Source organism: Burkholderia sp. MSMB1589WGS (assembly GCF_001636105.1).
In the GTDB taxonomy this organism is placed as follows: domain Bacteria; phylum Pseudomonadota; class Gammaproteobacteria; order Burkholderiales; family Burkholderiaceae; genus Burkholderia; species Burkholderia humptydooensis.
Genome location: NZ_LNJT01000008.1, coordinates 2,513,745 through 2,539,359, shown reverse-complemented (window position 1 = coordinate 2,539,359; position 25,615 = coordinate 2,513,745). Strand labels below are relative to the sequence as shown.

Annotated in this window: 22 protein-coding genes and 2 pseudogenes; 9 read left to right on the top strand and 15 right to left on the bottom strand. The window is 68.5% G+C overall.

Going from position 1 to position 25,615, the window contains the following annotated elements; all coding sequences use genetic code 11:
• Nucleotides 1–112 precede the first annotated feature (112 nt).
• The 5 genes from WT16_RS28370 (at nt 113) to WT16_RS28350 (ending at nt 5,127) form a co-directional block, all read left to right on the top strand.
• Complete coding sequence (locus WT16_RS28370) at nt 113–973, top strand: class I SAM-dependent methyltransferase (RefSeq protein ID WP_063534753.1); 861 nt, start codon at nt 113–115, stop codon at nt 971–973.
• A gap of 589 nt (nt 974–1,562) precedes the next feature.
• Entirely contained in the window at nt 1,563–3,131 is a 1,569-nt protein-coding gene (locus WT16_RS28365; RefSeq protein WP_006027011.1) for a tyrosinase family protein, read from the top strand.
• Between the two features lie 13 nt (nt 3,132–3,144).
• Nucleotides 3,145–3,918, top strand: coding sequence for a DUF2182 domain-containing protein (locus WT16_RS28360; RefSeq protein WP_006027010.1), 774 nt, complete (start codon nt 3,145–3,147; stop codon nt 3,916–3,918).
• Between the two features lie 414 nt (nt 3,919–4,332).
• Nucleotides 4,333–4,605: a hypothetical protein gene (locus WT16_RS28355; protein WP_015604122.1), complete on the top strand. Its 273-nt coding sequence runs from the start codon at nt 4,333–4,335 to the stop codon at nt 4,603–4,605.
• Between the two features lie 309 nt (nt 4,606–4,914).
• Complete coding sequence (locus tag WT16_RS28350) at nt 4,915–5,127, top strand: DUF3079 domain-containing protein (protein WP_015604037.1); 213 nt, start codon at nt 4,915–4,917, stop codon at nt 5,125–5,127.
• Between the two features lie 245 nt (nt 5,128–5,372).
• Here the strand turns inward: WT16_RS28350 and WT16_RS28345 are convergent, their stop codons facing one another.
• From WT16_RS28345 to WT16_RS28330, 4 genes are all read right to left on the bottom strand, one after another.
• On the bottom strand, nt 5,373–5,882 hold the full coding sequence (locus WT16_RS28345; RefSeq protein WP_063534752.1) for a GNAT family protein: 510 nt from the start codon (nt 5,880–5,882) through the stop codon (nt 5,373–5,375).
• Between the two features lie 102 nt (nt 5,883–5,984).
• Complete coding sequence (locus tag WT16_RS28340; RefSeq protein WP_006027008.1) at nt 5,985–6,407, bottom strand: DUF6691 family protein; 423 nt, start codon at nt 6,405–6,407, stop codon at nt 5,985–5,987.
• 1 nt (nt 6,408) lies between these two features.
• Nucleotides 6,409–6,843 (bottom strand): YeeE/YedE family protein, encoded by a 435-nt coding sequence (locus WT16_RS28335; protein WP_015602556.1) that lies wholly within the window; start codon nt 6,841–6,843, stop codon nt 6,409–6,411.
• Entirely contained in the window at nt 6,833–7,180 is a 348-nt protein-coding gene (locus tag WT16_RS28330; RefSeq protein ID WP_063534751.1) for a metalloregulator ArsR/SmtB family transcription factor, read from the bottom strand. Before WT16_RS28330 ends, WT16_RS28335 begins: the two co-directional genes overlap by 11 nt.
• A gap of 175 nt (nt 7,181–7,355) precedes the next feature.
• Here WT16_RS28330 and WT16_RS34630 point away from each other — a divergent pair, with 175 nt between their 5' ends.
• Both WT16_RS34630 and WT16_RS28325 read left to right on the top strand, forming a co-directional pair.
• Nucleotides 7,356–7,493: a hypothetical protein gene (locus WT16_RS34630; RefSeq protein ID WP_015603451.1), complete on the top strand. Its 138-nt coding sequence runs from the start codon at nt 7,356–7,358 to the stop codon at nt 7,491–7,493.
• A gap of 192 nt (nt 7,494–7,685) precedes the next feature.
• The gene (locus WT16_RS28325; protein ID WP_009915240.1) at nt 7,686–8,219 is read left to right on the top strand and encodes a cytochrome b; all 534 of its coding nucleotides are present in this window, start codon (nt 7,686–7,688) and stop codon (nt 8,217–8,219) included.
• A gap of 290 nt (nt 8,220–8,509) precedes the next feature.
• Here WT16_RS28325 and WT16_RS28320 read toward each other — a convergent pair whose 3' ends face one another.
• The 5 genes from WT16_RS28320 to WT16_RS28300 form a co-directional block, all read right to left on the bottom strand.
• Nucleotides 8,510–10,483 carry a family 2A encapsulin nanocompartment cargo protein cysteine desulfurase gene (locus WT16_RS28320; protein WP_063534750.1) on the bottom strand — a complete coding sequence of 658 codons (1,974 nt, stop codon included), beginning with the start codon at nt 10,481–10,483 and terminating at the stop codon, nt 8,510–8,512.
• 7 nt (nt 10,484–10,490) lie between these two features.
• Nucleotides 10,491–11,423, bottom strand: coding sequence for a family 2A encapsulin nanocompartment shell protein (locus WT16_RS28315; RefSeq protein ID WP_059932872.1), 933 nt, complete (start codon nt 11,421–11,423; stop codon nt 10,491–10,493).
• A 120-nt stretch (nt 11,424–11,543) separates the two neighbouring features.
• Nucleotides 11,544–11,831 (bottom strand): helix-turn-helix transcriptional regulator, encoded by a 288-nt coding sequence (locus tag WT16_RS28310; protein WP_063534749.1) that lies wholly within the window; start codon nt 11,829–11,831, stop codon nt 11,544–11,546.
• Nucleotides 11,828–12,844 carry a serine O-acetyltransferase EpsC gene (gene epsC / locus WT16_RS28305; RefSeq protein WP_063534748.1) on the bottom strand — a complete coding sequence of 339 codons (1,017 nt, stop codon included), beginning with the start codon at nt 12,842–12,844 and terminating at the stop codon, nt 11,828–11,830. The genes WT16_RS28310 and epsC overlap by 4 nt, the downstream gene beginning before the upstream one ends.
• 73 nt (nt 12,845–12,917) lie before the next feature.
• On the bottom strand, nt 12,918–13,385 hold the full coding sequence (locus WT16_RS28300; protein ID WP_015602766.1) for a rhodanese-like domain-containing protein: 468 nt from the start codon (nt 13,383–13,385) through the stop codon (nt 12,918–12,920).
• A 308-nt stretch (nt 13,386–13,693) separates the two neighbouring features.
• On the opposite strand from WT16_RS28300, the gene WT16_RS28295 reads away from it, so the two are divergent.
• Nucleotides 13,694–15,787, top strand: a complete 2,094-nt coding sequence (locus tag WT16_RS28295; protein WP_063534747.1) for a prolyl oligopeptidase family serine peptidase — start codon at nt 13,694–13,696, stop codon at nt 15,785–15,787.
• A 29-nt stretch (nt 15,788–15,816) separates the two neighbouring features.
• Here the strand turns inward: WT16_RS28295 and WT16_RS28290 are convergent.
• The 6 genes and pseudogenes from WT16_RS28290 to WT16_RS28265 form a co-directional block, all read right to left on the bottom strand.
• Nucleotides 15,817–17,078 (bottom strand): annotated as a pseudogene (locus WT16_RS28290) (HlyD family efflux transporter periplasmic adaptor subunit).
• A gap of 240 nt (nt 17,079–17,318) precedes the next feature.
• Nucleotides 17,319–18,918: pseudogene (locus WT16_RS28285) on the bottom strand (efflux transporter outer membrane subunit).
• A gap of 50 nt (nt 18,919–18,968) precedes the next feature.
• Nucleotides 18,969–19,928, bottom strand: coding sequence for a glycosyltransferase family 2 protein (locus tag WT16_RS28280; protein WP_015603761.1), 960 nt, complete (start codon nt 19,926–19,928; stop codon nt 18,969–18,971).
• A 107-nt stretch (nt 19,929–20,035) separates the two neighbouring features.
• Nucleotides 20,036–21,613 carry a DHA2 family efflux MFS transporter permease subunit gene (locus WT16_RS28275; protein WP_063534746.1) on the bottom strand — a complete coding sequence of 526 codons (1,578 nt, stop codon included), beginning with the start codon at nt 21,611–21,613 and terminating at the stop codon, nt 20,036–20,038.
• On the bottom strand, nt 21,610–22,911 hold the full coding sequence (locus WT16_RS28270) for a nucleotide disphospho-sugar-binding domain-containing protein (RefSeq protein ID WP_063534920.1): 1,302 nt from the start codon (nt 22,909–22,911) through the stop codon (nt 21,610–21,612). Before WT16_RS28270 ends, WT16_RS28275 begins: the two co-directional genes overlap by 4 nt.
• Nucleotides 22,912–23,123: 212 nt before the next feature.
• Nucleotides 23,124–24,035, bottom strand: coding sequence for an alpha/beta hydrolase (locus WT16_RS28265; protein ID WP_006029873.1), 912 nt, complete (start codon nt 24,033–24,035; stop codon nt 23,124–23,126).
• Between the two features lie 992 nt (nt 24,036–25,027).
• On the opposite strand from WT16_RS28265, the gene betI reads away from it, so the two are divergent.
• Nucleotides 25,028–25,615, top strand: coding sequence for a transcriptional regulator BetI (gene betI, locus WT16_RS28260; protein ID WP_063534745.1), 588 nt, complete (start codon nt 25,028–25,030; stop codon nt 25,613–25,615).

The window sequence follows — 25,615 nt, the reverse complement described above, 5'->3', positions numbered from 1 at the left end:
TGGGCGGTGCGCCAATCGCATGCCGCCGCGCGGGACGGCGTCGCGATCTCGATAGATCGATACACTGTGACGTGTCGACGAAATTCGTCTATTGAGAAGTGGAGGAAGCGTCATGCCGAACCAATCGATTACCGCACCGGACAGCACCGCGGTGCGGGTCGCGCTGTGGCGCGCGCTGCACGTCGAGATCGATGCGCCGCCGCACGTGCTCGACGACGTGATCGGCCTTGAACTGGCCGCCCCCGACGACGACTGGCGCAGCCGCCCGGACATGGAACCGCAGGCCACGCGCGGCTACCGCGCGTCGATCGTCGGCCGCGCGCGCTTCGTCGAGGATCTGGTCGGCGAACAGGCCGACGGGGGCGTCGCGCAGTATGTGGTGCTCGGCGCGGGCCTCGACACGTTCGCGCAGCGCAGCGCGAAGCGCGCATCGCACCTTCGGGTATTCGAAATCGACCAGCCCGGCACGCAGGCGTGGAAACGGCAGCGCCTGATCGCGCTCGGCTACGGCGTGCCGGAATGGCTGCGGCTCGTGCCGGTCGATTTCGAGGCCAGCGGCGCGTGGCGAACGCAGTTGAGCGCCGCCGGCTTCGACGACAGCCGGCCGGCCGTCGTGTCGTCGACGGGCGTCTCGATGTATCTGACCCGCGAGGCGATCGCCGACACGCTGCGCCAGACCGCGACGCTCGCGCCGGGCTCGACGCTCGCGATGACGTTCCTGCTGCCGCTCGAACTCATCGACGATCCGGCCGAGCGCGCGCAGCACGCGGCCGTCTACGAACGCGCGCGGGCGGCGGGCACGCCGTTCGTCAGCTTCCTCAGTCCGCCCGAAATGCTCGCGCTCGCCCGCGAGGCGGGGTTTCGCGAGGTCCGGCACGTGTCGACCGGCGATCTCGTCCGGCGCTATTTCGACGGGCGGCCCGATGGCCTGCGGCCGTCGAGCGGCGAGGCGTTTCTGGTCGCGTCGACTTGATGCGCGCGGCCGGGGCGTGACGGGAGACGATCGAACCCGATGTTTCGGTTGGCGTTCGGGCGGGTTCCGTTCTCGGCCTGCCGGACGTGACGCGCCGGTCGTCGTCATGCGCGCGGCGACATCGACATCGGCTCGCCGGCGAGTCCGGCCAACCGATCCGAAGATCATCGTTTTAACCGCTTACCGAAGAGATCGACCGACCTTTTCGATCCTTCGAAATCCACTTCCCGCGCCGGCTCATCAAATCGATTCGATTTTCCACCTCGCTTGCGCTTTTAAATCCAGTTAAACCAGCCCGAATCGCATCGGTTCGATCGAAACGCCGATTTTCTGCAACATCTCATTTAAATATGGAAACCGACAAAAAATGAACTAGCATTTTCTTGGCGACGGCCCGATGCCAAAAACCAGAAAACGAAGCAGGAACTTGTTGCCTCGATAAAGACTGGCGCTTTCCATGCGAGCCGAATCGCTGCTTGAACAACGATCAACAATTAACTTGACCCTCCTTTCCAGCGGATAACACTTCATCAATTTCAATTGATTGTTGATCGTACGGACGATCGGATTCGACCAATCCGATCGCGGCATGCTGCACGCCAATAAAAAAGGGGAAATCAGCATGACTTACTTACGTCAAAACGTCTGGGACCTGGGCGCCGACTGGGCCGAACCGATCCTCTGGTACGCACGCGGCGTCAAGGCGATGCAATCACGCGCCCTCGACGACCGGAACAGTTGGCGTTTCTACGCGGCCATTCATGGATTCCAGCAGGACCTGTGGCGCCGCGTCGGCTACCTGAACGCGCACGACAAGATGCCGAGCACGGCCGACATTCAGGCCTACTGGAAGCAATGCCAGCACGGCAGTTGGTACTTCCTGCCGTGGCACCGCGGCTACCTGCTCGCATTGGAGGCCGTCGTGCGCGACGAGGTCCTGAAGCTGCGCGGGCCCAAGAACTGGGCGCTGCCCTATTGGAATTATTTCAAGCCGGGCCAGGATCTCCTGCCCAAGGCCTTCGCATCGCCCGACTGGCCGGACGGGAAAGGCGACAATCCGCTGTACGTGAAGCAGCGCTACGGCCCGTACAACAACGGCGAGGTCTACGTGCCGACCAAGTGGATCAACATGAACGCGCTCGGCGATCCCGATTTCGAAGGCGTGGCAAGCGGAGGCAGCACCGGATTCGGCGGGGTGGACACGGGCTTCAGCCACAGCGGCCGGGTCCACGGCGGCATCGAGACGCAGCCGCACGACGCGGTGCATGGCATCGTCGGCGGGAGAAATCGGGCGACGGGCCTGCCCGGATTGATGTCGCACCCGGACATCGCGGGCCTCGATCCGATCTTCTGGCTTCATCATGCGAACATCGACCGGCTGTGGGAAGTCTGGCGAAGAAATCCTCCGACGCACGTCGATCCGACCGCGGTGAATTGGCTGAAAGGTCCGGCGGCCATCGGCGAGCGGCCTTTCAGGATGCCGATGCCGCACGGAGAAAACCGGACCTACACGCCGGGAGAGATGAGCGATCTCTCGAAGCTCGGCTATGCTTACGACGACGTATCGGCGCCGACCAAAACGCCGCCGACGGCTGCGCGCCTGACTCGCCTGCGCGCGCGGGCAACGGCCGAAACGCCGAAGGAGGACTTTGCCGTGACCGATCCCAGGACCGTCGAGCTGTTCGGCGCAAGCGACCAGAACCTGCCGGTGCGAGGCTTGGAGGCGCGATCGTCCGTCAAGCTCGACGCCGACGTGCACCGCAAGCTCACCGCCAATCTGAAGGCGACCGCCGCCGCGACGTCGTCCACGCCCGACCGGGTCTTCCTGAATCTCGAGAATGTCCGCGGTCTCGACGACGCCACGGTCCTCAACGTCTACGTCAACGTTCCGGAAGGCGAGGACCCCGCGAAGTATCCCGACCATCTGGCCGGCTGCATCGCGCTCTTCGGCGTGAGCAAGGCGACGGTGGCCGAGGACGGGCACGCGGGCGACGGCGTGACGTTCGTGCTTGAGATTTCACACGTGATCGATGCGCTGCATCTCGCCGGCGCGCTGCCACAGTCCCAGCTCGATGTGCGGCTCATCGCGGTGACGCCGGTGGCGGAGGAATCGAAGGTGAGCATCGGCCGCATCAGCGTGTATCGGCAAAGCGCCTGACGCGGAGGCGACGATGAAACACGCCGGGCGACGGCTCGACGCGCCGCTCGTCGCGCTCGTGTCGGTCAGCCTGATCGCGTGGTCCGCGTTGATCGTCGGCGCGGGCGGCCTGACGCCGCCCGCGCTCTGCTCGATCGCAGGTGACTGGCGCGTGCCGCTCGCGACGTGGCTCCGTCTGGCGTATCTGTCGAACTCGCCGTCGAAATTCGCTTCGGACTCCGTGATGATGGTTGCGGCAATGATGGCGCCGCTCGCCGCAGCGCCGCTTCGGCACGTGCTGGAGCGCAGTTTCGCGCGACGCCGGATGCGGGCGGCGCTCCTTTTCGTCGCAGGTTATGCGGCCGTCTGGCTCGCCGCGTGGATCGGCTTGCAGATCGTCGCGATCGCCTTCACCTGGGTCATGCCTGGCCCCGTCGCGCGAACGGGCGCCGGGCTTGCGCTCGCGCTGCTTTGGCAGGCTTCGCCCGCCAAGCAGGGGTTCCTGAACGTCTGCCACCGCCGGCCGCCGTTGGCGGCGTTCGGGGTGGCCGCCGATCGCGACGCGCTGCGCTTCGGCCTGGCGAGCGGCGTGTCGTGCGCAGGAAATTGCTGGGCGCTGATGCTGCTCCCGCTGCTGGCCGGACACGCGCACGTGCCGGCGACGATCGCCGTGATGTGCTTCATCGTCGCCGAACGGCTCGAACGGCCGGCGACGCCCGCATGGCGATGCCGCGGCCCCGGCAAGGCCATGCGCATCGCTGCGGCGAAAGTGCGCGCAAAACTGGCGTCGCTGCGCCTGTCCGTCTGACGTTCACGGTTGATTGGCCTCGAATGATCGCTCGCGGAAATCGCGCCGCTTCGCGTTCGTCACGCCCTGCTCGCAGCCGCGCCGATGTTCAGTTGCCGACGAGCGGATCTGCGTCAGACGATTGACGCAGCCCGCGAGATTCGTTCGTCGCAGCACCTCCCCGGCCTGTCATATCCATTTGAATTGGCATCGGATACGGCTCGACTGACCGAACCCGCCTCGCCCGACCGGGCGATCCTTTCCGCCCGGCCTCTCCGCGCACTTCCCCGCCGCGTCGGCCTCGCGCCGCGCGACGCGCCTTTCCGCTTGCCGACGCCCTTTGCGCCCTAATTCGCACCCTATTTAATGTAGTTGCGCACCGGCAAAATACTGGATAAATTAACAGCACTGTATTTTTAACCAGTGAGGTGTCCGATGGAGCACCTGATTCGCATCGTCAACGATACCGATCGTCAAATCCTCGCCTGGCTGCGCAGCCAGGTCGGCGACGAGCGCGTGGAGCGCGCGGCGCGGCACATGGGGCGCGTCCGCAAGCCTTACTTGTCGGCGGTCTGCCGTTACCTGGGTGTCTGGCCGCCGATCTCGCTGCGCTATCCGGCGCGGCGCGCCGAAGTCGATCACACGGTGGGCGACCGCTACCTGACGCTGATCCGGCAGCATCTCGCCACACATGCGGCAAGCCGGTAAGCAGCAAGCGTCGTGTCCGGCCGTTCGATCGACGCGAACGCGGCCGAACGAAGACGGCCGCCGCCGCCGCCGGGTGCAACGCCACGCGGCGCGGCGTCGCACCTTGTGATTCCATGCGCGACATCAAGGAACGCGTGTCGCCCGATCGACAAAATGTGCTGGTCGCGGCGACAGGAAATACCTGTCAGCTCGCCACGCACGAAGCCGTGCGCGCGTCGCACCTTTCCCAGCCGTCTACCCCGCCTACGAGGCGCCGTCTGACATCGCTCGCCGCGACACCCTCCAACGCATTTTGCGAGGCACCCCGGCATGGCGAAGAAATTCCCGCTGCATCCGAAACACCCCGAACGCAATTGCTGGGGATGCGACCGATATTGTTCAGTCGACGCGCTGTCATGCGGCAACGGCTCCGACCGAACTCAACACCCGATCGAATTGCTCGGCGACGATTGGTACGAATGGGAGCAGGAGAACGAGGCGGCGCAGCAGCACATGCAACAGACGCAAGCAACCGCCCGGTGACGCCGCGCCGCGATCGGGCGCGCTAGCCAGCGGAAATTCATTCGATGAACAGGCCGCCGCCGCGAAACAAGCAAAGATGCGGCCCGCGTGCTTCGTGCGGGCGCAAGCCGCTCGTCGCCCGATATTCGGCTCAGGCCGGACTCAGGCCGATTCGCATGATCGGCGCGAGCGCGGAACGGTCGACGTGCGACCGCAACACGACAGCCCATGCGGCCGCTACATCCCGGCCATCAAGCGCACCGCGGTCAACGAAGCACCCTGACCATGTGCTGCTCGTCATAAAATCGATCGCCGACACGCATCGCACGCCGCTCGACGCCGAACGTCTCGAATCCGAGCGACGCATACAGCGCCTTCGCGGGTTCGTTCTCCGTGTTCACGCATAGATTGACCTGAGCGACACCCCAATCGCGCGATGCATGCATCAACGCGCTATCGGCCAGACGCCGCGCGAGCCCGTTGCCGCGATGCGCGGGCGCAACGAACACGCCCCAGAGCGTCGCCTTATGGTTGATTTGCGCGAGCGCTTCCCTGCGCACGCCGGCGATGCCGATCAATTCACCACCGGCGGTCAACGCGCCGAACACCGCCTGCGTGCCGGATGCACGAAGCCGCGCCTCGACTTCCGTCATCGATCGCCCCGCCTCTTCGGCACGCGTCGGCCATATTGCGGTCGGCGACGTGTCGATCGCAACGAGACGCAGGGCACGGAACGCGGCGGCGTCGGCGGGGTCGAGCAAACGAATCGAGACCATCGTGTCATCAAAATCGAAAACGGAAAGCCCCGATCGTACACATTCCGGCGCCACCGTGCCGCGCGCCCGCACGTCAGGCCGCTGGCCGCTGCGCTCAACGGCTCAACGCTTCGCCCTGAAACGCTCGATCCATTCGAACGCCGCCATCCCGATCAGCATCGCCGCGACGAAACCGAATGCTTTCGCGCCACCGAGGCCGAGCGACACGACGGCCGGCCCCGGACAAAAGCCGACGAGCCCCCAGCCGACGCCGAACGCCGCGCTGCCCGCGACGAGCCTGAGCGTGACGGCCCCGCGCGGCGGAATCTGCATCGGCAGCCCGAGCAACGAACGCTTGCGCCGCCTGGCGAACGCGAATGCGGCCGAGCCGACCGCGATCGCGCCGGCCATCACGAATGCGAGCGACGGGTCCCAATTGCCGGCGAGATCGAGAAAGCCCTGCACCTTCGCAGGATTCGCCATCCCGGACAGCAGCAACCCGGCGCCGAACAGCAAGCCCGACAGGAATGCAAACAACACGCTCATGTCACCCTCCGAACACGTGACGCAGCGCGAACACCGTCGCAATGCCCGCGGCCATGAACACCGCGGTGGCGACGATCGAGCGCAGCGCGCCGCGCGAGATGCCGCAAACGCCGTGTCCGCTCGTGCAGCCGCCTGCATAGCGCGTGCCGATGCCGACGAGCACGCCGCCCGCGAGCACCCTCGCCCAGCCGGCGTCGACGGCCGGCATCGAAAACCAATCGAGCGCGCTCGCGACGACCGCGGCCGCGATCAGGCCGACGAGAAATGCCGCGCGCCATCCGGCATCGCTGCGCCGGCCGACGAGCAGCCCGCCGACAATGCCGCTGATGCCGGCGATGCGGCCGTCGAAGAACACGAGCAGCGCGGCGGCGGCGCCGATCAACAGGCCGCCCGCGAACGACAGGCCCGGCGTGAAATGAACGAGATCAACGGCCACGGCGCTTCCCCTTCTTGTTGGTTGCACAGAACTGCTCGTAGAGCACGGCCATGATGGCGACCGCCGGCTCGCTCGCGAGCGAGTAGTAGATGTTCTTGCCGTCGCGCCGCGTTTCGACGAGCGCGTGCTCGCGCAGCACGCCGAGTTGTTGCGACAGCGTTGGCTGATGGATGTCGAGCCGCGCCTCGATGTCGCTCACGCACAGCTCGCCGCACTGCGCGAGCTCGCACATCATCAGCAACCGATCCGGATTCGACAGCACCTTCAGCAGCGCGCACGCGGCGTCGGCCGACGCATGCATCTCGGACAAGTCGATCGACGAGCGTGCAGCACTCATCGCCTCCCCCAATAATCTATAAAACAACATTATATATTTTCACATAGCGAATGACGGAAAAGCAAAGGCTGCGCGATCGTGTCGCAGCGCTCGAACCGGGTCGTTAAGCGGGCCTTAAGCCCGCGTCCGGCAGAGTAGCGACAAGCAACACTGAATCGGAACGGACTGAACAGACATGAAACGCATTCTCATTCTGCTGCTTTGTCTCGGCATGCTTTCCGCGGCGAGCGGATGCGCAACCCCGCAGACGGCCGTCGATTCGTCGGTCGACACCCCTCACCCGGCGCATGCGGGCCGGCCGAACTGGCTTTGAGCCCGCATCGTTCGGCAGGCGGCCAAGCGATCGCGCATGCAGCGGCGACACGCGCGCGCCCCCACTTTGCCGAACCCTCCCGACCTTAAGATTTCCATAAGAATCGCCCGCGATAATCGAGCGAGCCCGGCAACGCACGCACGTCGGCCGGCCGATCCCTACGAACGGCTTACCCCACGGACGATTCGCGCAATGACACGCTCCCCCCGAACCCCGGATCGCTACGATTTGCTCAGCCGTATTTTTCATTGGTGCGTCGCCGCGCTCGTGCTCGCGCAGTTCGCGCTCGGCTGGACGATGCCCGACGTGCACGGCACGGCGCCGCCCGCCGGTCTCGTCGCCTGGCACGTCGCGCTCGGCACCGCGTTGATCGTCGTCATCGCGGCGCGCCTGCTGTGGTCGATCGTGCGCCGCAGCCCGCCCGCGCATCCGCAAGGCGCACTCCTGTCGTTCGCGGCGAGCGCGGTTCACAAGCTGCTGTACGTCGCGCTGATCGCCGTGCCGCTGCTCGGCTGGCTGAACGCGAACGGCCGCACGTGGCAGTTGAAGCTCGCGGGCATCGCTCCGCTGCCGACGATCGCCGCCCCGCATTCGCTCGGCGCGGATATCGGCGAATGGCACAGCCTGTCGGCGACGCTTTTCATCGTGCTGATCGGCATGCACGTACTCGCGGCGCTCGTCCATCGTTTCCTGATGAAAGACGGCGCGTTCGAGCGGATGATCTGAACGAGACGCGCGGCGGCCGATCGGTATCGGCGCGCCGCGCGCGCAACGGCCACGCGGAGTGATGTCGTGGCGGCGAGGACCGGCCGGTTGCATAACCATGACCGACGCGGCTTTCGCCGTTTGCATCGCTCTCTTCGACCCGGCTCCGGCCGGGTCTTTTTTCGTATGACGAACGAAACGCCGCGTCTGCGTGCGCCAGCGTGAGACTGCGTGCGACTATTCGGCGCGCGGCCGCCCCGTTCGGACGCGCCGACTCGATCGGGCCGGCGCCACCCCGGCGCACGGCGGCGCTACACGCGCCGCGCCGCGAGCCTTCTCACGACATCGACCATCGCGTCGACCTCGTCGCGCGTGTTGTAGAACGCCAGCGACGGGCGCACGGTCGCCTCGAGCCCGAAGCGGCGCAGAATCGGCTGCGCGCAATGATGCCCGGAACGCACGGCGATGCCCGCTTCGTTCAGCGCCCGCCCGACCTCTTCCGTCTCGTAGCCCTTCAGCACGAACGACAGCACGCTCGCCTTGTCGCGCGCGGTTCCGACGAGCCGCACGCCCGGCACAGGCGCGAGCGCACCCGTCGCGTAGGCGAGCAGATCGTGCTCGTAGCGCGCGATGTTCTCGATGCCGACCCGCGTCACATAATCGAGCGCCGCGCCGAGACCGACCGCATCGGCGATGTTGCCCGTCCCCGCCTCGAAGCGGTTCGGCGGCGGCTGGAACACGGTGCGCTCGAACGTCACGTCCGCGATCATGTTGCCGCCGCCCTGCCACGGCGGCATGTCGTCGAGGAGCGCGCGCTTGCCGTACACGACGCCGATTCCGGTCGGCCCGTAGATCTTGTGCCCGGAGAACACGAAGAAGTCGGCGTCGAGCGCCTGCACGTCGACGCGCATGTGCGAAATCGACTGCGCGCCGTCAACGAGCGCCTTCGCGCCCGCGCGATGCGCGAGCTCGACGATCTCCTTCACCGGCACCACCGTGCCGAGCGCGTTCGACACCTGCGTGACGGAGACGATCTTCGTGCGGTCGTTGAGCAGCTTCCGGTACTCGTCGAGCAGCACCTGCCCGCTGTCGTCGACGGGAATCACGCGCAGCGTCGCGCCCGTCAACGCGGCAAGCTGCTGCCACGGCACGATGTTCGCGTGATGCTCGAGATGCGACACGACGATCTCGTCGCCTTCGCCGACGTTGCGGACGCCCCACGTCTTCGCGATCAGGTTGATCGCCTCCGTCGTGCCGCGCACGAACACGATCTCGTCCGGCGAGCCCGCGCCGATGAAGCGCTGCACGGTCGCGCGCGCATGTTCGTACGCGTCGGTCGCGCGCCCCGCGAGCGTATGCGCGGCGCGATGGATGTTCGAATTCTCGTGCGCATAGAAGTACGCGAGACGGTCGATCACCGCTTGCGGCTTGTGCGTCGTCGCGGCGTTGTCGAACCAGACGAGCGGCTTGCCGTTCACCCGCTCGGCGAGTATCGGGAAGTCGCGGCGAATCGCGTTGACGTCGAATGGCGGATGCGCGCCCGCGCCGGGCGCGTGCGCATTCGCGGGCGGCGCATCGTCGACGAAATAGCGTGGCGCGCGATGCCGATCGACGGCCGGCCGCCGGATCGGCAGCAGATCGCGCAGTTCGCTTTCGTCCGGCAAGCCGAACGCACGCGGCGACGCGATGCCGTCGCGCGGCACGACAATTTGTGCGGCGTCGCGCGGCCAGCCGTGCGATGCGGGGTCGATGAAGTAATACGGCGAAGACGCAGGCGCAGCAGCAGATGCATCCGGCGCCGCGCGCGCGGGAACGGGTTCCTGCACCGGCGGCACGCCGAGCGCGACGCCGCCCACGCGCGGCTCCAGCGCCGGCGCGATCGCCACCGCGTTGTCCGGCAATCCGTTTTGCGCGGCCGCATGCGGAACGAGCGCGGGCGCGCGATTGCCGAGCGACAGCACATGCGTCGGCGCGGGCGCGAGGTTCGCGCCGGGCGCCTTGCCTAGCGGCACGCCGGCGCCCGGCACGCCCGTGCCCGTGCCGCCGGGCCCGGCAAGCGGCGAGCCAGCCGGCGCGGGATTCGAAGCCGACGCGAGAATCGGCGCTGCCGCCGGCAAGGCCGACGGCACGCCGCCGACCGCGCCGCTTCCCGCGCCGACATCCGGCGCGGCCGCCTGCCCCGGCAGCGCCGCGAGAAACGCCGACGCGAGGCGCGCGAGCGTCGCCGGGTCGGGCAGCCCGGCGGGCAGCGTCGCGTCCGGCAGCGAGACGGACACGGCGCTCACCGCGGAATCAACGGTAGGTGTCGGGATAGTCATGGTACTTGCCGATCTCCACGTCATCGAGGACAGCCAGCGCATCCGGCGAGTGGACGGCAAGCGAGCAATACAGCGAAATCAGATACGACGCGATCGCCTGGTTGTTGATCCCCATGAAGCGGACCGACAGGCCCGGCCCCTGCTCGCCCGCGACGCCGGGCTGATAGAGGCCGACGACGCCTTGTCGCTTGTCGCCGACACGCAGCAGCAGAATCTTCGTCTTGCCGTCGGCAAGCGGCACCTTGTCCGACGGAATCAGCGGAATGCCGCGCCACGTGAGGAACTGCGAGCCGAACAGGCTGACGGTCGGCGGCGGCACGCCGCGCCGCGTGCATTCGCGGCCGAACGCGGCGATCGCGAGCGGATGCGTGAGAAAGAACGCGGGCTCCTTCCACACTTTCGTCAGCAATTCGTCGAGATCGTCGGGTGTGGGCGCCCCCGTCAGCGGAAACACGCGCTGCTCTTCGGCGACGTTCGCGAGCAGCCCATAGTCGGGATTGTTGATGAGCTGGCTCTCCTGCAGTTCCTTGATCGTCTCGATCGTCAGGCGCAGTTGCTCCTTGATCTGATCGTGCGGGCTGCTATAGAGATCGGAGATTCGCGTGTGCACGTCGAGCACCGTGCTCACCGCGTTCAGGAAATACTCGCGCGGCTCTTCCTCATAAGGCACGAAGGTGCTGGGCAGCGCGCCCTCATCCTCGCGCGCGGTGCAGGCGGCCCGCACCGCCTCCGGGTTCTTCACCTGATTCAGACGATAGATGCCGGCCTCGACGGGCACCCATTGCAGCAAGTGCGTCAGCCACCGCGGCGTGATCGTGGAAAGCTGGGGAACAGTCTTGGTGGCATTGGCGAGTTGCCGTGCTGCGTTGTCGCCGAGCGCCGTCTGGCCGCTCACTATCGTCGACATGAAAGACTCCGGGGGCTATAGAACGAAATCGAAAATGCTTATCAGGAGAACGCATTATCGAGACGCCATTCGGGCGGCTCAACATGCTATAGACGACAATTCGGGGGATCGGACGGGAACTCAGCGTGCGGTTGACAGCGGCGCGTTCGACGCCGGCGCCGCACCGAATCCGTGTGGCGCCGATTCGGATACCTCGCCGGAAGACGTCAACAGCCGCGCGATCGGCACGCCGAATGCGCGCGCGAGCTTGTCGACGGTGACGATCGACGCGATCGCGGTGCCGCGCTCGATCTCGCCGACATACGAGCGGTTCAACCCCGCATGCTCGGCGAGCTGCTCCTGCGACCACGCGCGCGCCTCGCGCAACTGGCGGATCGCCGCGCCGAAACGTTGAACGAGCGCCGTCATCGCAACGCCCCCGCGGCGGAAAGCGTCGCGCCGTTCACGCCATTCACGTCGCGCACGCCATTCGCGCCGCTCGCGCCCGGCGAAGAGGCCGCCGCGTCTGCCGGCCGCGCCGGATCGCTGCGCGTGACAGCTTGCGTGACGTGGCTGCCGGGCGCGACGTCCTGCGTGATCCAGACGTTGCCGCCGATCACCGCGCCCTTGCCGATCGTCACGCGGCCGAGAATCGTCGCGCCCGCATAGACGACGACGTCGTCCTCGACGATCGGGTGGCGCGCGAGGCCCTTTTCGAGATGCCCGGACGCATCCCTCGGAAAGCGCTTCGCGCCGAGCGTGACCGCCTGATAGACGCGCACGCGCTCGCCGATGATCGCGGTCTCGCCGATCACGACGCCCGTGCCGTGATCGATGAAGAATCCGCCGCCGATCTGCGCGCCGGGATGAATGTCGATTCCCGTCTGCGCGTGCGCATGCTCGGCGACGATGCGCGCGAGCAGCGGCAATTCGAGGCGATACAGCGCGTGCGCGAGCCTGTGATGGATCATCGCGAGCACGCCGGGATAGCAGAGCAGCACCTCGTCGACGCTGCCCGCGGCCGGATCGCCATGAAACGCGGCGAGCACGTCGCTGTCGAGCAGCGCGCGGACGTCGGGCAGGCGCGCGGCGAACGCGCGCACCGCCGCGTCGGCTTGCGCGCCGATCGCGGCTTCGGCCTGCGCGGCGGCGTCGTGCCGAACCTTGTAGCGCAACTCGAGCTGAGCCTGCGCGAGGAGCGCGTGCAACGCGTCGTCGAGCGCGTGGCTCACGTAGAAATTTTCGCTCTCCTGCCGAAGATCGGGCGGCCCGAGACGCATCGGAAACAGCACGCCCTTCAATGTCTCGACGATGCCCGCGAGCGCCTCGCGCGCCGGCAACTCGCGTCCGCCGGGCTCGAGCGAGCGGCGCTGCACTTCGCGCCAACGCTGGCGCACGGTTTGAAGCGATTGAACGATGTCGTCGATGTCGAATACCGCCACGGCTGCCGCTCCTTGTTGCTTCCTGTTGTTTCTCGTTGCTTCCCGTCGCCGGTCGCGGCGCTAGCCGAATCAATCAGCTCTGCTGCCAGGGCAAGCCGTGCAGACGCCAGCCGTTGATCGCGCCGCGGTGGCCCGCGTCGTCGATCTCGCCCTCGAAGCCTTCGAGCACGTTGAACACTTGCGCGAAGCCCGCTTTTGCCGCCGCTTCCGCGGCGAGCGCCGAGCGATGGCCGCTGCGGCAGAGCAGCAGCACGACCGCGCCCTTGCCCGTCTTCGCTTCGAGCTCGCGCACGAAGCGCGGATTGCGCGTGAGGCTCGTGCCCGTCGCCCAAGGCACATGCAGGCTGTCGGGCACGTGGCCGACGAACGTGCGCTCCTCCGCGGTGCGCACGTCGACGAGTTGCGCGTCGCCCGCCGCCACGAGCGCCCACGCGTCGCGGGGCGATACGCCGCCCGCGTACGGCAAGCCCGCCGCGCGCGCGGCGTCGCGCGCCGCATCGAGCACGGCCTGAGTGGAGCGTTCTTCGAGTTCGATCGTCATAGCGTCTCCTTATCGATATCGCGCAGCGTGCGCGAGACATGGGCCAGGCTCGACGGCGAGTGCCGTCTATAGCCATCGAGAGCTCACTATGAAAGAGCCGCCGCAAAAGCCGAACCAATTATTTTTCATTTCGAAATGAAGCCGTGCATGCGGGCGATAGTCGGGATCGCGCATTGATCCGGACGAAACGGAAAACCCGTGCGGCGCGGCCCCGGACGGCTTCACGTACGACGAAAGCGCGCTCGCGAAGCGCGGGCGCACATCGGCTTACGCTACCATTACACGTCATGCCTCTTGCGAAAAACGCCATGCCTCATGCTTTCTGGCCTGAACGGGCCGATCCGTACCAATTCCTCGAAGAGCTGGACAGCGCCGCGAGCGTCGACTGGGTCGATGCGCAAAACGCCCGCACGCGCGATGCGCGGTGGCTGGACGATGCGCGCTACCGCGCGCTGGTCGATCGCTTCACGCAGGCGCTGCTGCCGCGCGAGCGCCCGGTGATCCCGCGACGCTGGCAGGACTGGGCATACGACGTCTGGCAGGACGAGCGGCATCCGAAAGGTCTGTGGCGGCGCACGCAATGGGCGGACTGGCGCAGCGGCCAGGCGGACTGGCAGACGCTGATCGATCTCGACGCGCTCGGCGAGGCGCAAGGCGTTCAATGGGTATTCGACGATCAGCTCATCCTCGAGCCGGACGGCGATCGCGCGCTGATCGTGCTGTCCGACGGCGGCGCCGACGCGGTCGTCATCCGCGAGTTCGACATCGCGCAATGCCGGTTCGTCGACGACGGCTTCTCGATCGAAGCGGCCGGCAAGCATTCGGTCGAATGGATCGATCGCGACACGATCTACGTCGGCTGGGACAACGGCGGCGCCACCGTCACGCGCTCCGGCTATCCGCGCGAGGTCCGGCGCTGGACGCGCGGCACGCCGCTGTCCGGCGCGCCCGTCGTATTTCGCGGCGCGCGCGGCGACATCTTCATCGACGCGCAATACGATCCGGTCGATCGGCATCACGCGATCGAGCAGGCGATCAACTTCTACGATGCGAACACGTATCGCCTCGCCGACGACGGCGCGTGGACGCGCTATGACGTGCCGCCGCACGTCGAGGTCGGTTACTGGAACGGATGGCTGCTGCTTCAGCCGCGGCTCGACTGGACCTGCGACGGCGTGCGCTACGCGGGCGGCAGCCTGCTCGCGATCCGCGAGGATGCGTTCATCGCCGGCGGCCGCACGTTCTCGACGCTGTTCGAGCCGAACGATCGCACGTCCGCGTGCGGCTGGACGCACACGCGCCGTTACGTGCTGGTATCGTGGCTCGACGACGTGCTCACGCGCACGATGCTCTGGTGTCCGGAACATCAGGACGACGGCGCATGGCGCTGGCATGCGCGCCCGTTCCCCGCGCGCGGGTTCGCGCAGGTGGACGTATCGCCCGTCGAACCGACGTTCGACGACGAGGTATACGTGAGCGTCGACGATTACCTGACGCCGCCCGAGTATTCGCTCGCGAATCTCGACGACGATCTGTCGGCCTGGACGCTGCTCGATCGGTGGCCGACGCAGTTCGACGCGTCCACGCTGGCGGTGCGGCGCGACCATGCACGCTCGCGCGACGGCACGCTCGTGCCTTATACGCTGGTCGGCCCGCGCGACGTGCTGGACGACGCGGCGCGCACGCCGCGTCCATGCCTGTTGAACGGCTATGGAGGCTTCGCGATCGCGCTCACGCCCGATTACGATCCGCTGCTCGGCATCGGCTGGCTGGAGAAAGGCGGCATCGCGGTCTTCGCCCATATTCGCGGCGGCGGCGAGTTCGGCACGCAGTGGCACGAATCGGTGCGGCAAACGGAACGGCAACGGTCGTTCGACGATTTCATCGCGGTCGCCGAGAAACTCGTCGCGGACGGCGTGACGACCGCCGCGCAACTCGGCATCCGCGGCGGCAGCAACGGCGGGTTGCTGGTCGCGGCGTGCATGATCCAGCGCCCGGAGCTGTTCGGCGCGGTGGTGAGCGACGTGCCGCTCCTCGACATGCAGCGCTATCCGCTGCTGCACGCGGGGGCGTCGTGGCTCGACGAATTCGGCGATCCCGACGATCCGGCGCATGCGTCGGCGCTCGCGGCATACTCGCCGTATCACCGGGTCGCGAGCGACGTCGCGTATCCGCCCGCGCTCTTCACGACATCGACGAGCGACGATCGCGTGCATCCCGCGCATGCGAGGAAGATGGTCGCGCGCATGCAGGCGCAAGGCCATCGGAACGTATGGCTGCTCGAGAAGACCGATGGCGGCCACGGCAGCGCCGACGCGATCGATACCGCCGAGCACGAGGCGATCGGATATGCGTTTCTGTGGAGCCACCTGTCCCGCGACGCGAATGACGCGCGCGAGTAAATCGCCGTGACGAGGCGGGCGGCCGTCCGTCACCGGCCGCCGTCATTCTCCCGAATCACCACCTCGGCCGCCGCCTCCGCCTCGCCCGCATGCGCTTCGTGCACCCGCGTGCGCAGCCCCGGCAGCGGCGCGTCCCCGTCGAGCAGATGCCCGCCGCGCACCTTCGTCTCTACCGTCGCCCGCATCGACAGCCCCACCCGCAGCGGATGCGCCGCCAGCTCCGACGCGTCCAGCGAGATCACCACCGGCAAGCGCTGCACCACCTTGATCCAGTTCCCCGCCGCGTTCTGCGACGGCAGCATCGAGAACGCGCTCCCCGTGCCCGCCGAGAACCCCTCCACCCGGCCCCGGTACGTCACCCGCGAGCCGTACAGATCCGATTCGAGCCGCACCGGCTGACCCACCCGCATGTGCCGGAGCTGCCCTTCCTTGAAGTTCGCCTCCACCCACACCTGCCGCAACTGCACCACCGACATCAGCGGCGCACCGGGCCCCACCTGCTGCCCGATCTGCACCGACCGCTGGCCGACCGTCCCGTCCACCGGCGACACGATCGTCGTGCGCTTCAGGTTCCGGTACGCGAGCTTGAACTGCGCGCCCGCCTGCTGCACCGCCGGGTTCTGCCCGACCGGCCGCTCGCTGCCCAGCGCGCGCGCCGCCTCCAGTTGCGCCCGCGCCCCGCCAGCGCCGCCTGCGCGTTCGCGAGCGAGGACTTCGCCCGCGCCAGCTCCTCCGGCGCCACCACCTCCACCGACGCCCCCACCCGCGCCCGATACGCCTGCTGCGCGAGCGTCAGGTCCGCCTCGCGCGCCTTCACCGTCTGCTCGTACGTCCCCATCGACAGCCGCGTGTTCGCAACCTGCCGCACCGCCTGCGCAAGCTGCGCCCGCGCCTGCGCGAACGCCGCCGACGCGTCCGCGTCGTCGAGCTTCACCAGCGCCTGCCCCGCCTTCACCTGCTGCGTGTCCGCCACCAGCACGTCGGTCACCGTCCCCTGGATCTGCGCGGCGATCTGCACGACGTTGCCGGCCACGTAGGCGTCGTCCGTCTCTTCGCTGAAGCGCCCGACGAGCCACCAGTAGAGCGCGGCGGCCAGCGCCGCGATCGCCAGCACGCCGAAGAACAGCGCGAGGCGGCCGCGCCGCGCCGCACGGCGCGCGGCGAGCGACGCCGCGGTTTCGGGATGCGGCCGCGGCCCGGGCTCCGGCGCGGGCTTCGCGGGCGCGCCGCCGATGGCGGCCGGATCGGTCGGCGCCTTCGCGCGCGGGGTGTCGGTGGCGGTGTCGTTCAAGGTCTTCGCGTGCGTGATGTCGGCGGCGCCGGGCTGCGCGGGCCGGCTCGATGCGCTTCGATGCCCGGCGGCGGTGTCGGTCGAATCTCTCGTATTCACAATGATGGTGGCGTTGGTGTGGATGTCTTCGCGCTCGATGGCTTCGTCCTCGACAGGCTCCTGCGATGCGTTTGTACCCGATGCGTTCGCGCATCGATCCCGGCGGACAGCGCGGCCATCCGCCGCGCCGCGCGATCCCGATCAATCGTGTCGCGTGTCGTTCGCCGCGGCCGGCGGCGCCGCCGCGAACGGCTTGCCCGCCTGCGCCAGCGGCGCGCCGTCCGCCTGCCGGGCGTCGAAGCCCCGCCCAGCGCACCGATCAGCCCCACCCGCAGCGCCCGCCGCCGCGCCTGCAGCTCGATCGCGTGCGTGCGCTCGTCCAGCAGCGTCAGCTTCGCCATGTCGACGTCCTTGCGCATCCCCATCCCGCGCCGGTGCCGGTCCTCCGCCAGCGCCACCATCCGCTGCGCCGCGCGCACCGCCTGCTGCTGCTCCCCGAGCAGCGCATCGACCGTCGACAGCGACGTCAACTGCCGCGCCACCTCGCCCAGCGCCGCATCCACCGTCTGGTTGTACAGCGCCAGCGCCACCTCCGCGTTCGCCACGTCGCCCCCCAGCTTCGCCTTCAGCCGGCCGCGATCGAAGATCGGCAGCGACAGCGCCGGCCCGATCGAGCCCCCCAGCGCGTCGTGCCTGAACAGCGACGCCGGCGCGAGCGCGAACAGCCCGCCCAGCGCCGCCAGGTTCACGTCCGGGTAGAACGCCGCGCGCGTGCCGTCGATCGTCGCATACGCCGCCTCCACCCGCAGCCGCGCCGCGACGATGTCCGGCCGCCGGCCCAGCAGCTCCGCCGGCAGCCGCCGCGGCAGCGGCGCGTCCGCGGGCGGCGCGAGCCTCGGCCGCGCGAGCGACAGCCCCCGTTCCGGCCCGCGCCCGCTCAGCACCCCCAGTTGCAGCTTCTGCAACTGGATCTGCTCGTCGGTCAGCGCGATCTGCTCGAACAGCTTGCTGCGCTTGAGCGCCGCGTCGTCCGCGTCGTAGCCGTTGTCGATCCCGCGCGCCGCGCGCTCGCGCAGCACCGCCTCGACCTGCTCGCTCGCGCGGCGCTTGAGCTGCAGCAGCTCGCGCAGCGCATACGCGCGGTCCAGCTCGCCGTACAGCGTCACGATCGCCACCGACAGCGCGAGCCGCGCCTGCTGCGCCTCGACCCGCGCCGCGTCGCGCATCGACAGCAGCCCGCGCGTGGCCGCCGCGTTCCTGCCCCACAGGTCCAACTGATAGTTCAGCCCGACGAACAGCGACGACGACGACACCACCGATTCGCCGACGAGCGGCACCGACACCGGCAAGCCGTTCAGCGTCGTATTGATGGTGCCGCCCGAGCGCGGCACGTGCGCCTTGGACAGCGACGCGCCCGCCTTCGCGGTGAGTCCCGTCAGCGATTCGAACTGCTGCAGTTGCGACTGCGCGACGCCGATGCGCGCCTGCGCGGCCTGCAGCGTCGGGTTCTGCCGCAGCGCTTCGTCGACCAGCGCATCGAGCTGCGGATCGCCGAGCTGCCTGACCCAGTCGGGGCTCGGCCAGGCGCCGTGCGCGGCGCCCCCGTCGTTTGCGCGAGCGCGTCGTCGCCCGGCGCGCGCGGCGCGAGCGCCGGCTCGAAGCCCGACGGCGCGCAGCCGGCGAGCGCCCACGCGAGCGCGGCCGCCGCGAGCCGGCGCGCCGCGCGGCTGCCTGCCGCGGTCGTTGCGGTCGTTGCCGCTTGCGTTGCGGTCGTTGCCGCTTGCGTTGCGCTCTGCCTCATGCTCGTGACGCGTGCCTCGTTCTCATATCCCTCTGTCCGGCCTGCTCCGGTCATTCCTGCCGCACCGGCTCGCGCGCCGCCGCGCCCGCGCGCGCATCGTCGAACGATCCCAGCCGCCCGAACAGGCCGTCGAGCACGCCCAGCGCGATCCCCCGCAGCTTCGCGCCCTTCTCCCGCTCGCACAGCACCACCTGAACCACCTGCCATAGCGTCAGCAGAGTCGGCACCAGCGCCACCGGAAACCGCAACCCGTACTGCAGCCCCAGTTGCATCGCGTTGCGCGCGCCGTAGTACCGGCGCAGCCACCCGTGATGCATCGCCGTCAGCTCGAACGGCCCCACCTTGTGCCGGCGCCGCGCGCCGATCCGGTGCGTCAGCACGAGCGACGGCACCACGTACAGCGGCACGTTGTGCGCGAGCGCGCGCAGGCAATACTCGGTGTCGACGTGATCGATGAACAGCGCCTCGTCGAATCGCCCGAGCCGCGCGTACGCGGCCCGCGAGATCACGCTGCCCGACGAGATCAGGAACGCGCAGCGCCGCGGCCCCGTCTCGCCCTCCACCCGCACGCGGCGCACCGTCACGCCGCTCGTCATCAGCACCGGCAGGAAGCGCCGCTCGTTCGCGTCGTAGATCCGCGGCCCCGCGATGAATGCGCCCGCGTGCGCGCCCGCGCCCAGTTGCGCGCACGCCTCGCGCATCCGCGCGAAGTACGCGGCCGGCACCGTCGAGTCCTGGTCGAACAGCGCGACCGCCTCGACGCCCTGCGCGAACAGCGCCGACAGCCCCGCGTTGTACGCGCCCGCCACCCCGCCGCGGTTGCCGTGGTGCTGCCACACGACCCTCGTCCGCGCCGACAGCGCGCGCACCCGCTCGCGCGCCGCCGCGTGCTCGTGCGGCGTGTTGTCGATCACCGCGAGCGCATCGCTGTCGCGCGCGAGCGCCTCCAGCCCCGACAACTGCTCGTCCGTCGGGTCATACAGAATCACCAGCGCGCCCAGGGTCGTCATCGCTCTTCCTTCCTCCTTCCGTGGTTCGAGCTTCGGCGTGCTCGCCTCGCCATCGCGGCGATGCGCCGCCTCCTCAGGACTTCGATGCATCGCCGCTCGCCTTCGCCTCAATGCCCGAGCGGCGCCGCCGCGCCCCGCTTCGGCCGTGTCAGCCACATCAGCCCCGCCAGCAGCAGGCACGTCGCGCTCGCCATGCAGAACATGTCGTTCGTCGCCATCATGTACGCCTGCTGCCGCACCACCTGGTGCAGCGAGCTCAGCTCGCGCACGCCGTGCAGCCCCATCGCGTGCAGCGCGTCCACGTACCGCTGCGTGTTCTCCGACGCGCGCGTCACCGACTGCGACACCACCGCGTAGTGATACGTCGCCCGGTTGTCCCACCACGTCACGCTCAGCGCCGTGCCGAACGCCGCCGACAGCGTCCGCAGGAAGTTCGACAGGCTCGACGCCGCCGCCAGCTTGTCGTCCGGCACCCGCGACAGCGTCGCCGCCGTCAGCGGGATGAAGAAGCACGGCAGCCCCATCCCCTGGATCAGCCGCGGCGTCACCACCTGCGCGAACGTCATCGACAGCGTGAAGTGCGTGCTCCACCACATCACCGCCGCGAACACCCCGAACCCGAACGTCACCAGCACCCGCGCGTCCAGCCGGCTCGCGTACAGCCCCACCAGGATCGAGAACGCCAGCGCCAGCACCCCCATCGACGCCGTCGCCAGCCCCGCCTGGTACGCCGTGTACCCCATCACCGCCTGCAGCCACAGCGGAAACACCACCCCCACCACCGAGAAGCTCATCATCCCCAGCGAGATGATCACCACGCAGAACGTGAAGGTCCGCTCCCGGAACAGGCTCAGCTCCACCACCGGATGCGCCTCGCCCAGCTCCCAGATCAGCAGCGACACGAGCGACACCCCCGCCGTGATCGCCAGCCCCGTGATCAGCGGCGAATCGAACCACCCCCGGTCGTGGCCCAGATCCAGCATCGCCTGCAGCGCGCCCACGCCGATCACCAGCAGCACGATCCCCGGCACGTCGATCGGACTCGCCTCGCCCCGCTGCGCCTGCGGCCGCAGCATCAGCGCGCACACCGCGAACGAGAACAGCCCGATCGGCAGGTTGATCAGGAAGATCCACGGCCACGAGAAGTTGTCGATCAGCCAGCCGCCCACCACCGGCCCGAAGATCGGCGCGAGCAGCACCGTCATCCCCCACAGCGCCAGCGCCAGCGTGCGCCTGGCCGGCGGGAACGCGCGCATCAGGATCGTCTGCGACAGCGGCACCATCGGCCCCGAGAACAGCCCCTGCAGCGCCCGGCACGCCACCAGCACCTCCAGGTCCCGCGCGAGCCCGCACAGCAGCGACGTCAGCGTGAACAGAAGCACCGACACGACGAACAGCCTGAGCTCCCCCACCCGCCGCGCGAGCCACCCCGTGAGCGGCACCGCGATCGCCGCGGCCACCGAGTACGAGCTGATCACCCACGTGCCCTGGCTGTTCGCCACCCCGAGGCTGCCCGAGATCGCCGGCACCGCGACGTTCGCCACCGTCGAGTCCAGCACCTCGATGAACGTCGCGAGCGACAGCGCGAACGTCAGCAGCGCGAGCTTCGCCCCGCGCAGCGGCGCGACGGCGGGCGGCGCCACGCCGGCCCTGGCCCGATCCGCCGGCAACGCCTGCGCGCTCATGCCGGCTGCGCCTGCCGCGCCGCGACGCCCGGCGCGAAGCGCTCGATGAAGCGCGCCGCCTCGTCGCAGCCGTCGGGCTGCGCCGCCATGCGCGCGCGCACCTCGGCGCAGCGCGCGGCCAGCGCCGCGTCGCCCAGCACGCGCGCCAATGCCCGTGCCAGCGGCTCGCCGCGCACCGGCGCGTCCAGCCGCACCCCGCAGCCGCTCGCCGCCACCCGCTGCGCGTTGTCGAACTGGTCGTGCGCGAACGGCGTCACCACCTGCGGCACGCCCGCCGCGTACGCCAGCGACGCCGTGCCGATCCCGCCGTGATGCACCAGCGCCCGGCACCGCGGCAGCAGCGCCGCGAGCGGCACGTAGCGGCGCTTGAGCAGCGCCGCGCCCGGCGTCTTCGCTGCCGTTGGCCCCGTCGTCCCATCCCATGCCGCCGGCGCGTCCGGCGCGAGCAGAATCCCCCGCACGCCCGTCGCCCGCAGCACCTGCGTCACCGCCCGCTCATACGTGCGGCCGTCCACCCGCGTCGAGCCCGCCGTGAACACCACCGGCGCCTCGCCCGACGCGACGAACGCCTCCAGCTCCGCATCCGCCTGCGCCGGCCCCGCGTCGTTGAACAGCGCAAACCCGCTTTGCACGCAATTCGCCGGCCAGTCCGGCTGCGCCGGCGCGAACCACGACGGAAACAGGCACAGCACCCCGTCCGTCGAATGCAGCCACCGCCCCAGGATCCGCTTCGCCGGCGCCAGGCCCAGCGCCTGCCGCGCCGCGTTCAGCTCCGGGCCGCACACCCGGTCCAGCACCTGCCGCTCGATCAGCGTCATCAGCCCCGCCTTCACCGCCAGCGGCAACCCCGCCGGGATCGTTAGCCGCTTGTGCGTCGGCGGCGCGTGCGCCGACAGCAGCGTCGACGGCGACACCTGCACCGACACGTAGCGCGTGCCGAAGCGCTCCTGCATCAGCCGCGCCGAGAACGCCCACAGCGTGCCCACCAGCACCGTGTCCGCGTCGCTCAGCGCGCGCAGCACGTCGAAGTGCGGCCGCACCACCGGCGCGATCACCCGCCACAGCGTCCGGAACGACGTGCGCGGTTCCCACAGCGCCGGGTCCGCCATCGCCTGCGCGTAGTCCTCGGCCGTGCCCACCGGCACGAACGCGAACCCGCTCGCGCGCACCGCCGCCTCGAACGGCGCGTGCGTGCAGAACACCACCTCGTGGCCGCGCGCCGACAGCGCCCGGCTCACCCCCAGCAGCGGATGCACGTCGCCCGCCGACCCGATCGCCGTCACGATTACCTTCGCCATCGCTTCGTCATCCCATCCCGCGCGGCAGCCGGCGGCACATCCGGCCTCGCCAAACGTTCGAACCGGATCGTCCATCCCCGGCCGGATCCGTCCGCCTGCCGCCGAACGAACGCCTGCGTCATGCCGATGTGCCTGACCATCGCCTCGCGCCGCGTTTGCCTGTCTGATTGAAGGAGCCTCGCCCGCCGGTGCGTCACGGCCGATGCCCGCCGCTACGACAGCGCCGGCAATTGGCCCAGCGGCGGACCGAGCGGCGCGAGCGTCTCGTCCTGCGCGTCGTCGCGCGCCGCACTCGCCCGCTCGTCGCCGAAGAAGCCCAGGATCGACGCGCGGAGCTGCTCCTGCGGCTGACGCCCCTCGAGGTCCAGGAAGTGCCCCGCCTGCCGGATCGTCGCGAACTCCGCGCGCCGCACGTACGCCGCCAGCCGCCGCACGTCCGACGCCGTCGTGTACTCGTCCAGCTCGCCGTTGATGAACTTCACCGCGCAGCCGATCTGGCGGAACTCCGGCAGATACTGCTCCGGCTGCATCGACAGGATCTGGTCGACGTGGAACGCCACCTGGTCCTGCTCGTTGCGCGGCAGCTTCGTCAGATACCGGTAGTTGTACAGCTTCATGATCCGCGGCAGGTAGCGCCCCACCGTGTCGTTGAGCAACTGCGCCGCCTTCAGGTTCTCGCCCGCCGCAATGTGATCGCGCGCGCGCGTCACATAGTCCGTCATCGCCTCGTTCAGGAACGGCGAGAACGACGCGATCACCGCCCGCCGCACGCTCGCGCACCCGCGCGCCAGCGCGAACAGCGACGCCACCCCGCCCCACGACACCGACAGCATGAAGCTCGGCTCGAACCGCTCGGCCAGGTGCAGCAGAATCTCGACCTCGTCGTCCTTCGTCAGAATGTACTCGCCCGGATTGTGCTGGCGCGACTGCCCCGCGTACGGCAAATCGAAGCACACCGCGTTCACGCGTTCGCCCAGGTAGCGAATCGTCTGGCCGAACGACGCGCTCGTCGCCAGCGCGCCGTTCACGAGGATGACCGTCTCGAAGGCCGGATCGAACACGTGACGCTCGACGTGGACCTTCAGTCCGCTCGGCAGCGCTACAACCTGTTTCTCGATAGGCATGGCGTATCTCCCGCATCTGCTCGGCAAATGAGCTGATCCCGCGCCCTTGACAGGACGCCAACACGTAGCCGCACGCCCTCCCGCGCGATCCGCACGCCCTGCCTCGCGCGCCGCGGCGGCTACCCACCCGCCGGAGCCGCGCATCGCCTCGTCCCCTATCCGACCGGCAATACGCTCCCACCAGGCCCAACACGGTCATCCCGCTGCCTTCGGCCCGTGGTCTCCAGCGCCTCTTACTCGCATGACGCCTCTTGAAGGATTAACCGCTTCCCATCGCCATTCCGCTTTCACGATCACCGTTCGGCGGCTCGCGTTTTTGCGGTGTTAATACTAATACGCTGAATACAACCTCCTCAACTATTTTTAATGTTTCGCCTCAAAAAACTCATCAATGCCCCCTTCGCACATTGAACAAATCACTCTAAAGACCCTTCTCCGATTAATCCATTCATCGCAATGAAATATTTTTTGTGATATAGAACGCATCACGCGAGCATCGGCCGAGACGCCCGTCCCACCGCCCATCCCAGTCAATCCGAGCACCGCGAAGCCCGACGCCTCGCAAGCCCAACCATAAACATTCCGAAACGCCCAATCTCCAATTCCACCCCATCCGCATACACCCCGCGCGCATTCATCCGTTATCGAACCGCCCAATCAAGGGAGGTTGCGCACCAGAACGGATACCCAATCTCATACCCATCGTCCATTTCCGGCGCTCTATAACATGAATTCGCAATGCCGGAATTTACGATTAAAACGTTTTAAACATTCTCAACATTCTTTCACTCGATCTTCACAAAAGCACGAATCGACCGCATGCCGTCGCGACACCCCGCCGATGGCCAACGCGGCACATCAAGCCGGACCGGCCAGCCGCCTCACGAGCTCATCGGCAACGATCAAGTCCCATATTTTTATTGATTGAACGATCAATAAAAAACCGCTATCCTTCGGACTTCGCCATCCACCGCGCTCACAAAGGTCCCGCGATGCCCAAACTCGGAATGCGCGAGATCCGCCGCGCCCAATTGATCGACGCAACGCTGCGCTCCATCGACGAGGCTGGCCTGTCCGGCACGACGCTCGCATCCGTCGCGCAGCGCGCGAACATCTCGACCGGCATCGTCAGCCATTACTTCGGCGACAAGGACGGCCTGCTCGAAGCAACGATGCGCCACGTGCTGCGCGACCTGTGGGCCGCCACCGCGCGCCATCGCGCCGCCGCGCCCGACGCGCCGCGCGCGCGCCTGCGCGCCGTCGTCGCCGCCAATTTCGACGATACGCAGATCAGCGCCCCCGTGATGAAGACATGGCTCGCATTCTGGTCGCAGAGCATGCATGAGCCGATGTTGAAACGCCTGCAGCACGTCAACACGCGGCGACTCCATTCGAATCTGTGCGCGGAGTTCGCGAAAACACTACCTCTTGCGCGCGCACGCGAAGCCGCAAGCGGCCTCGCCGCGCTGATCGACGGCCTGTGGCTGCGCGGCGCGCTCGCGGGCGAGCCGCTCGACACGGCGGCGGCCCTGAAGCTCGCCAACGATTACATCGACCTGCTGCTCGCGCCGCGCGCGTAA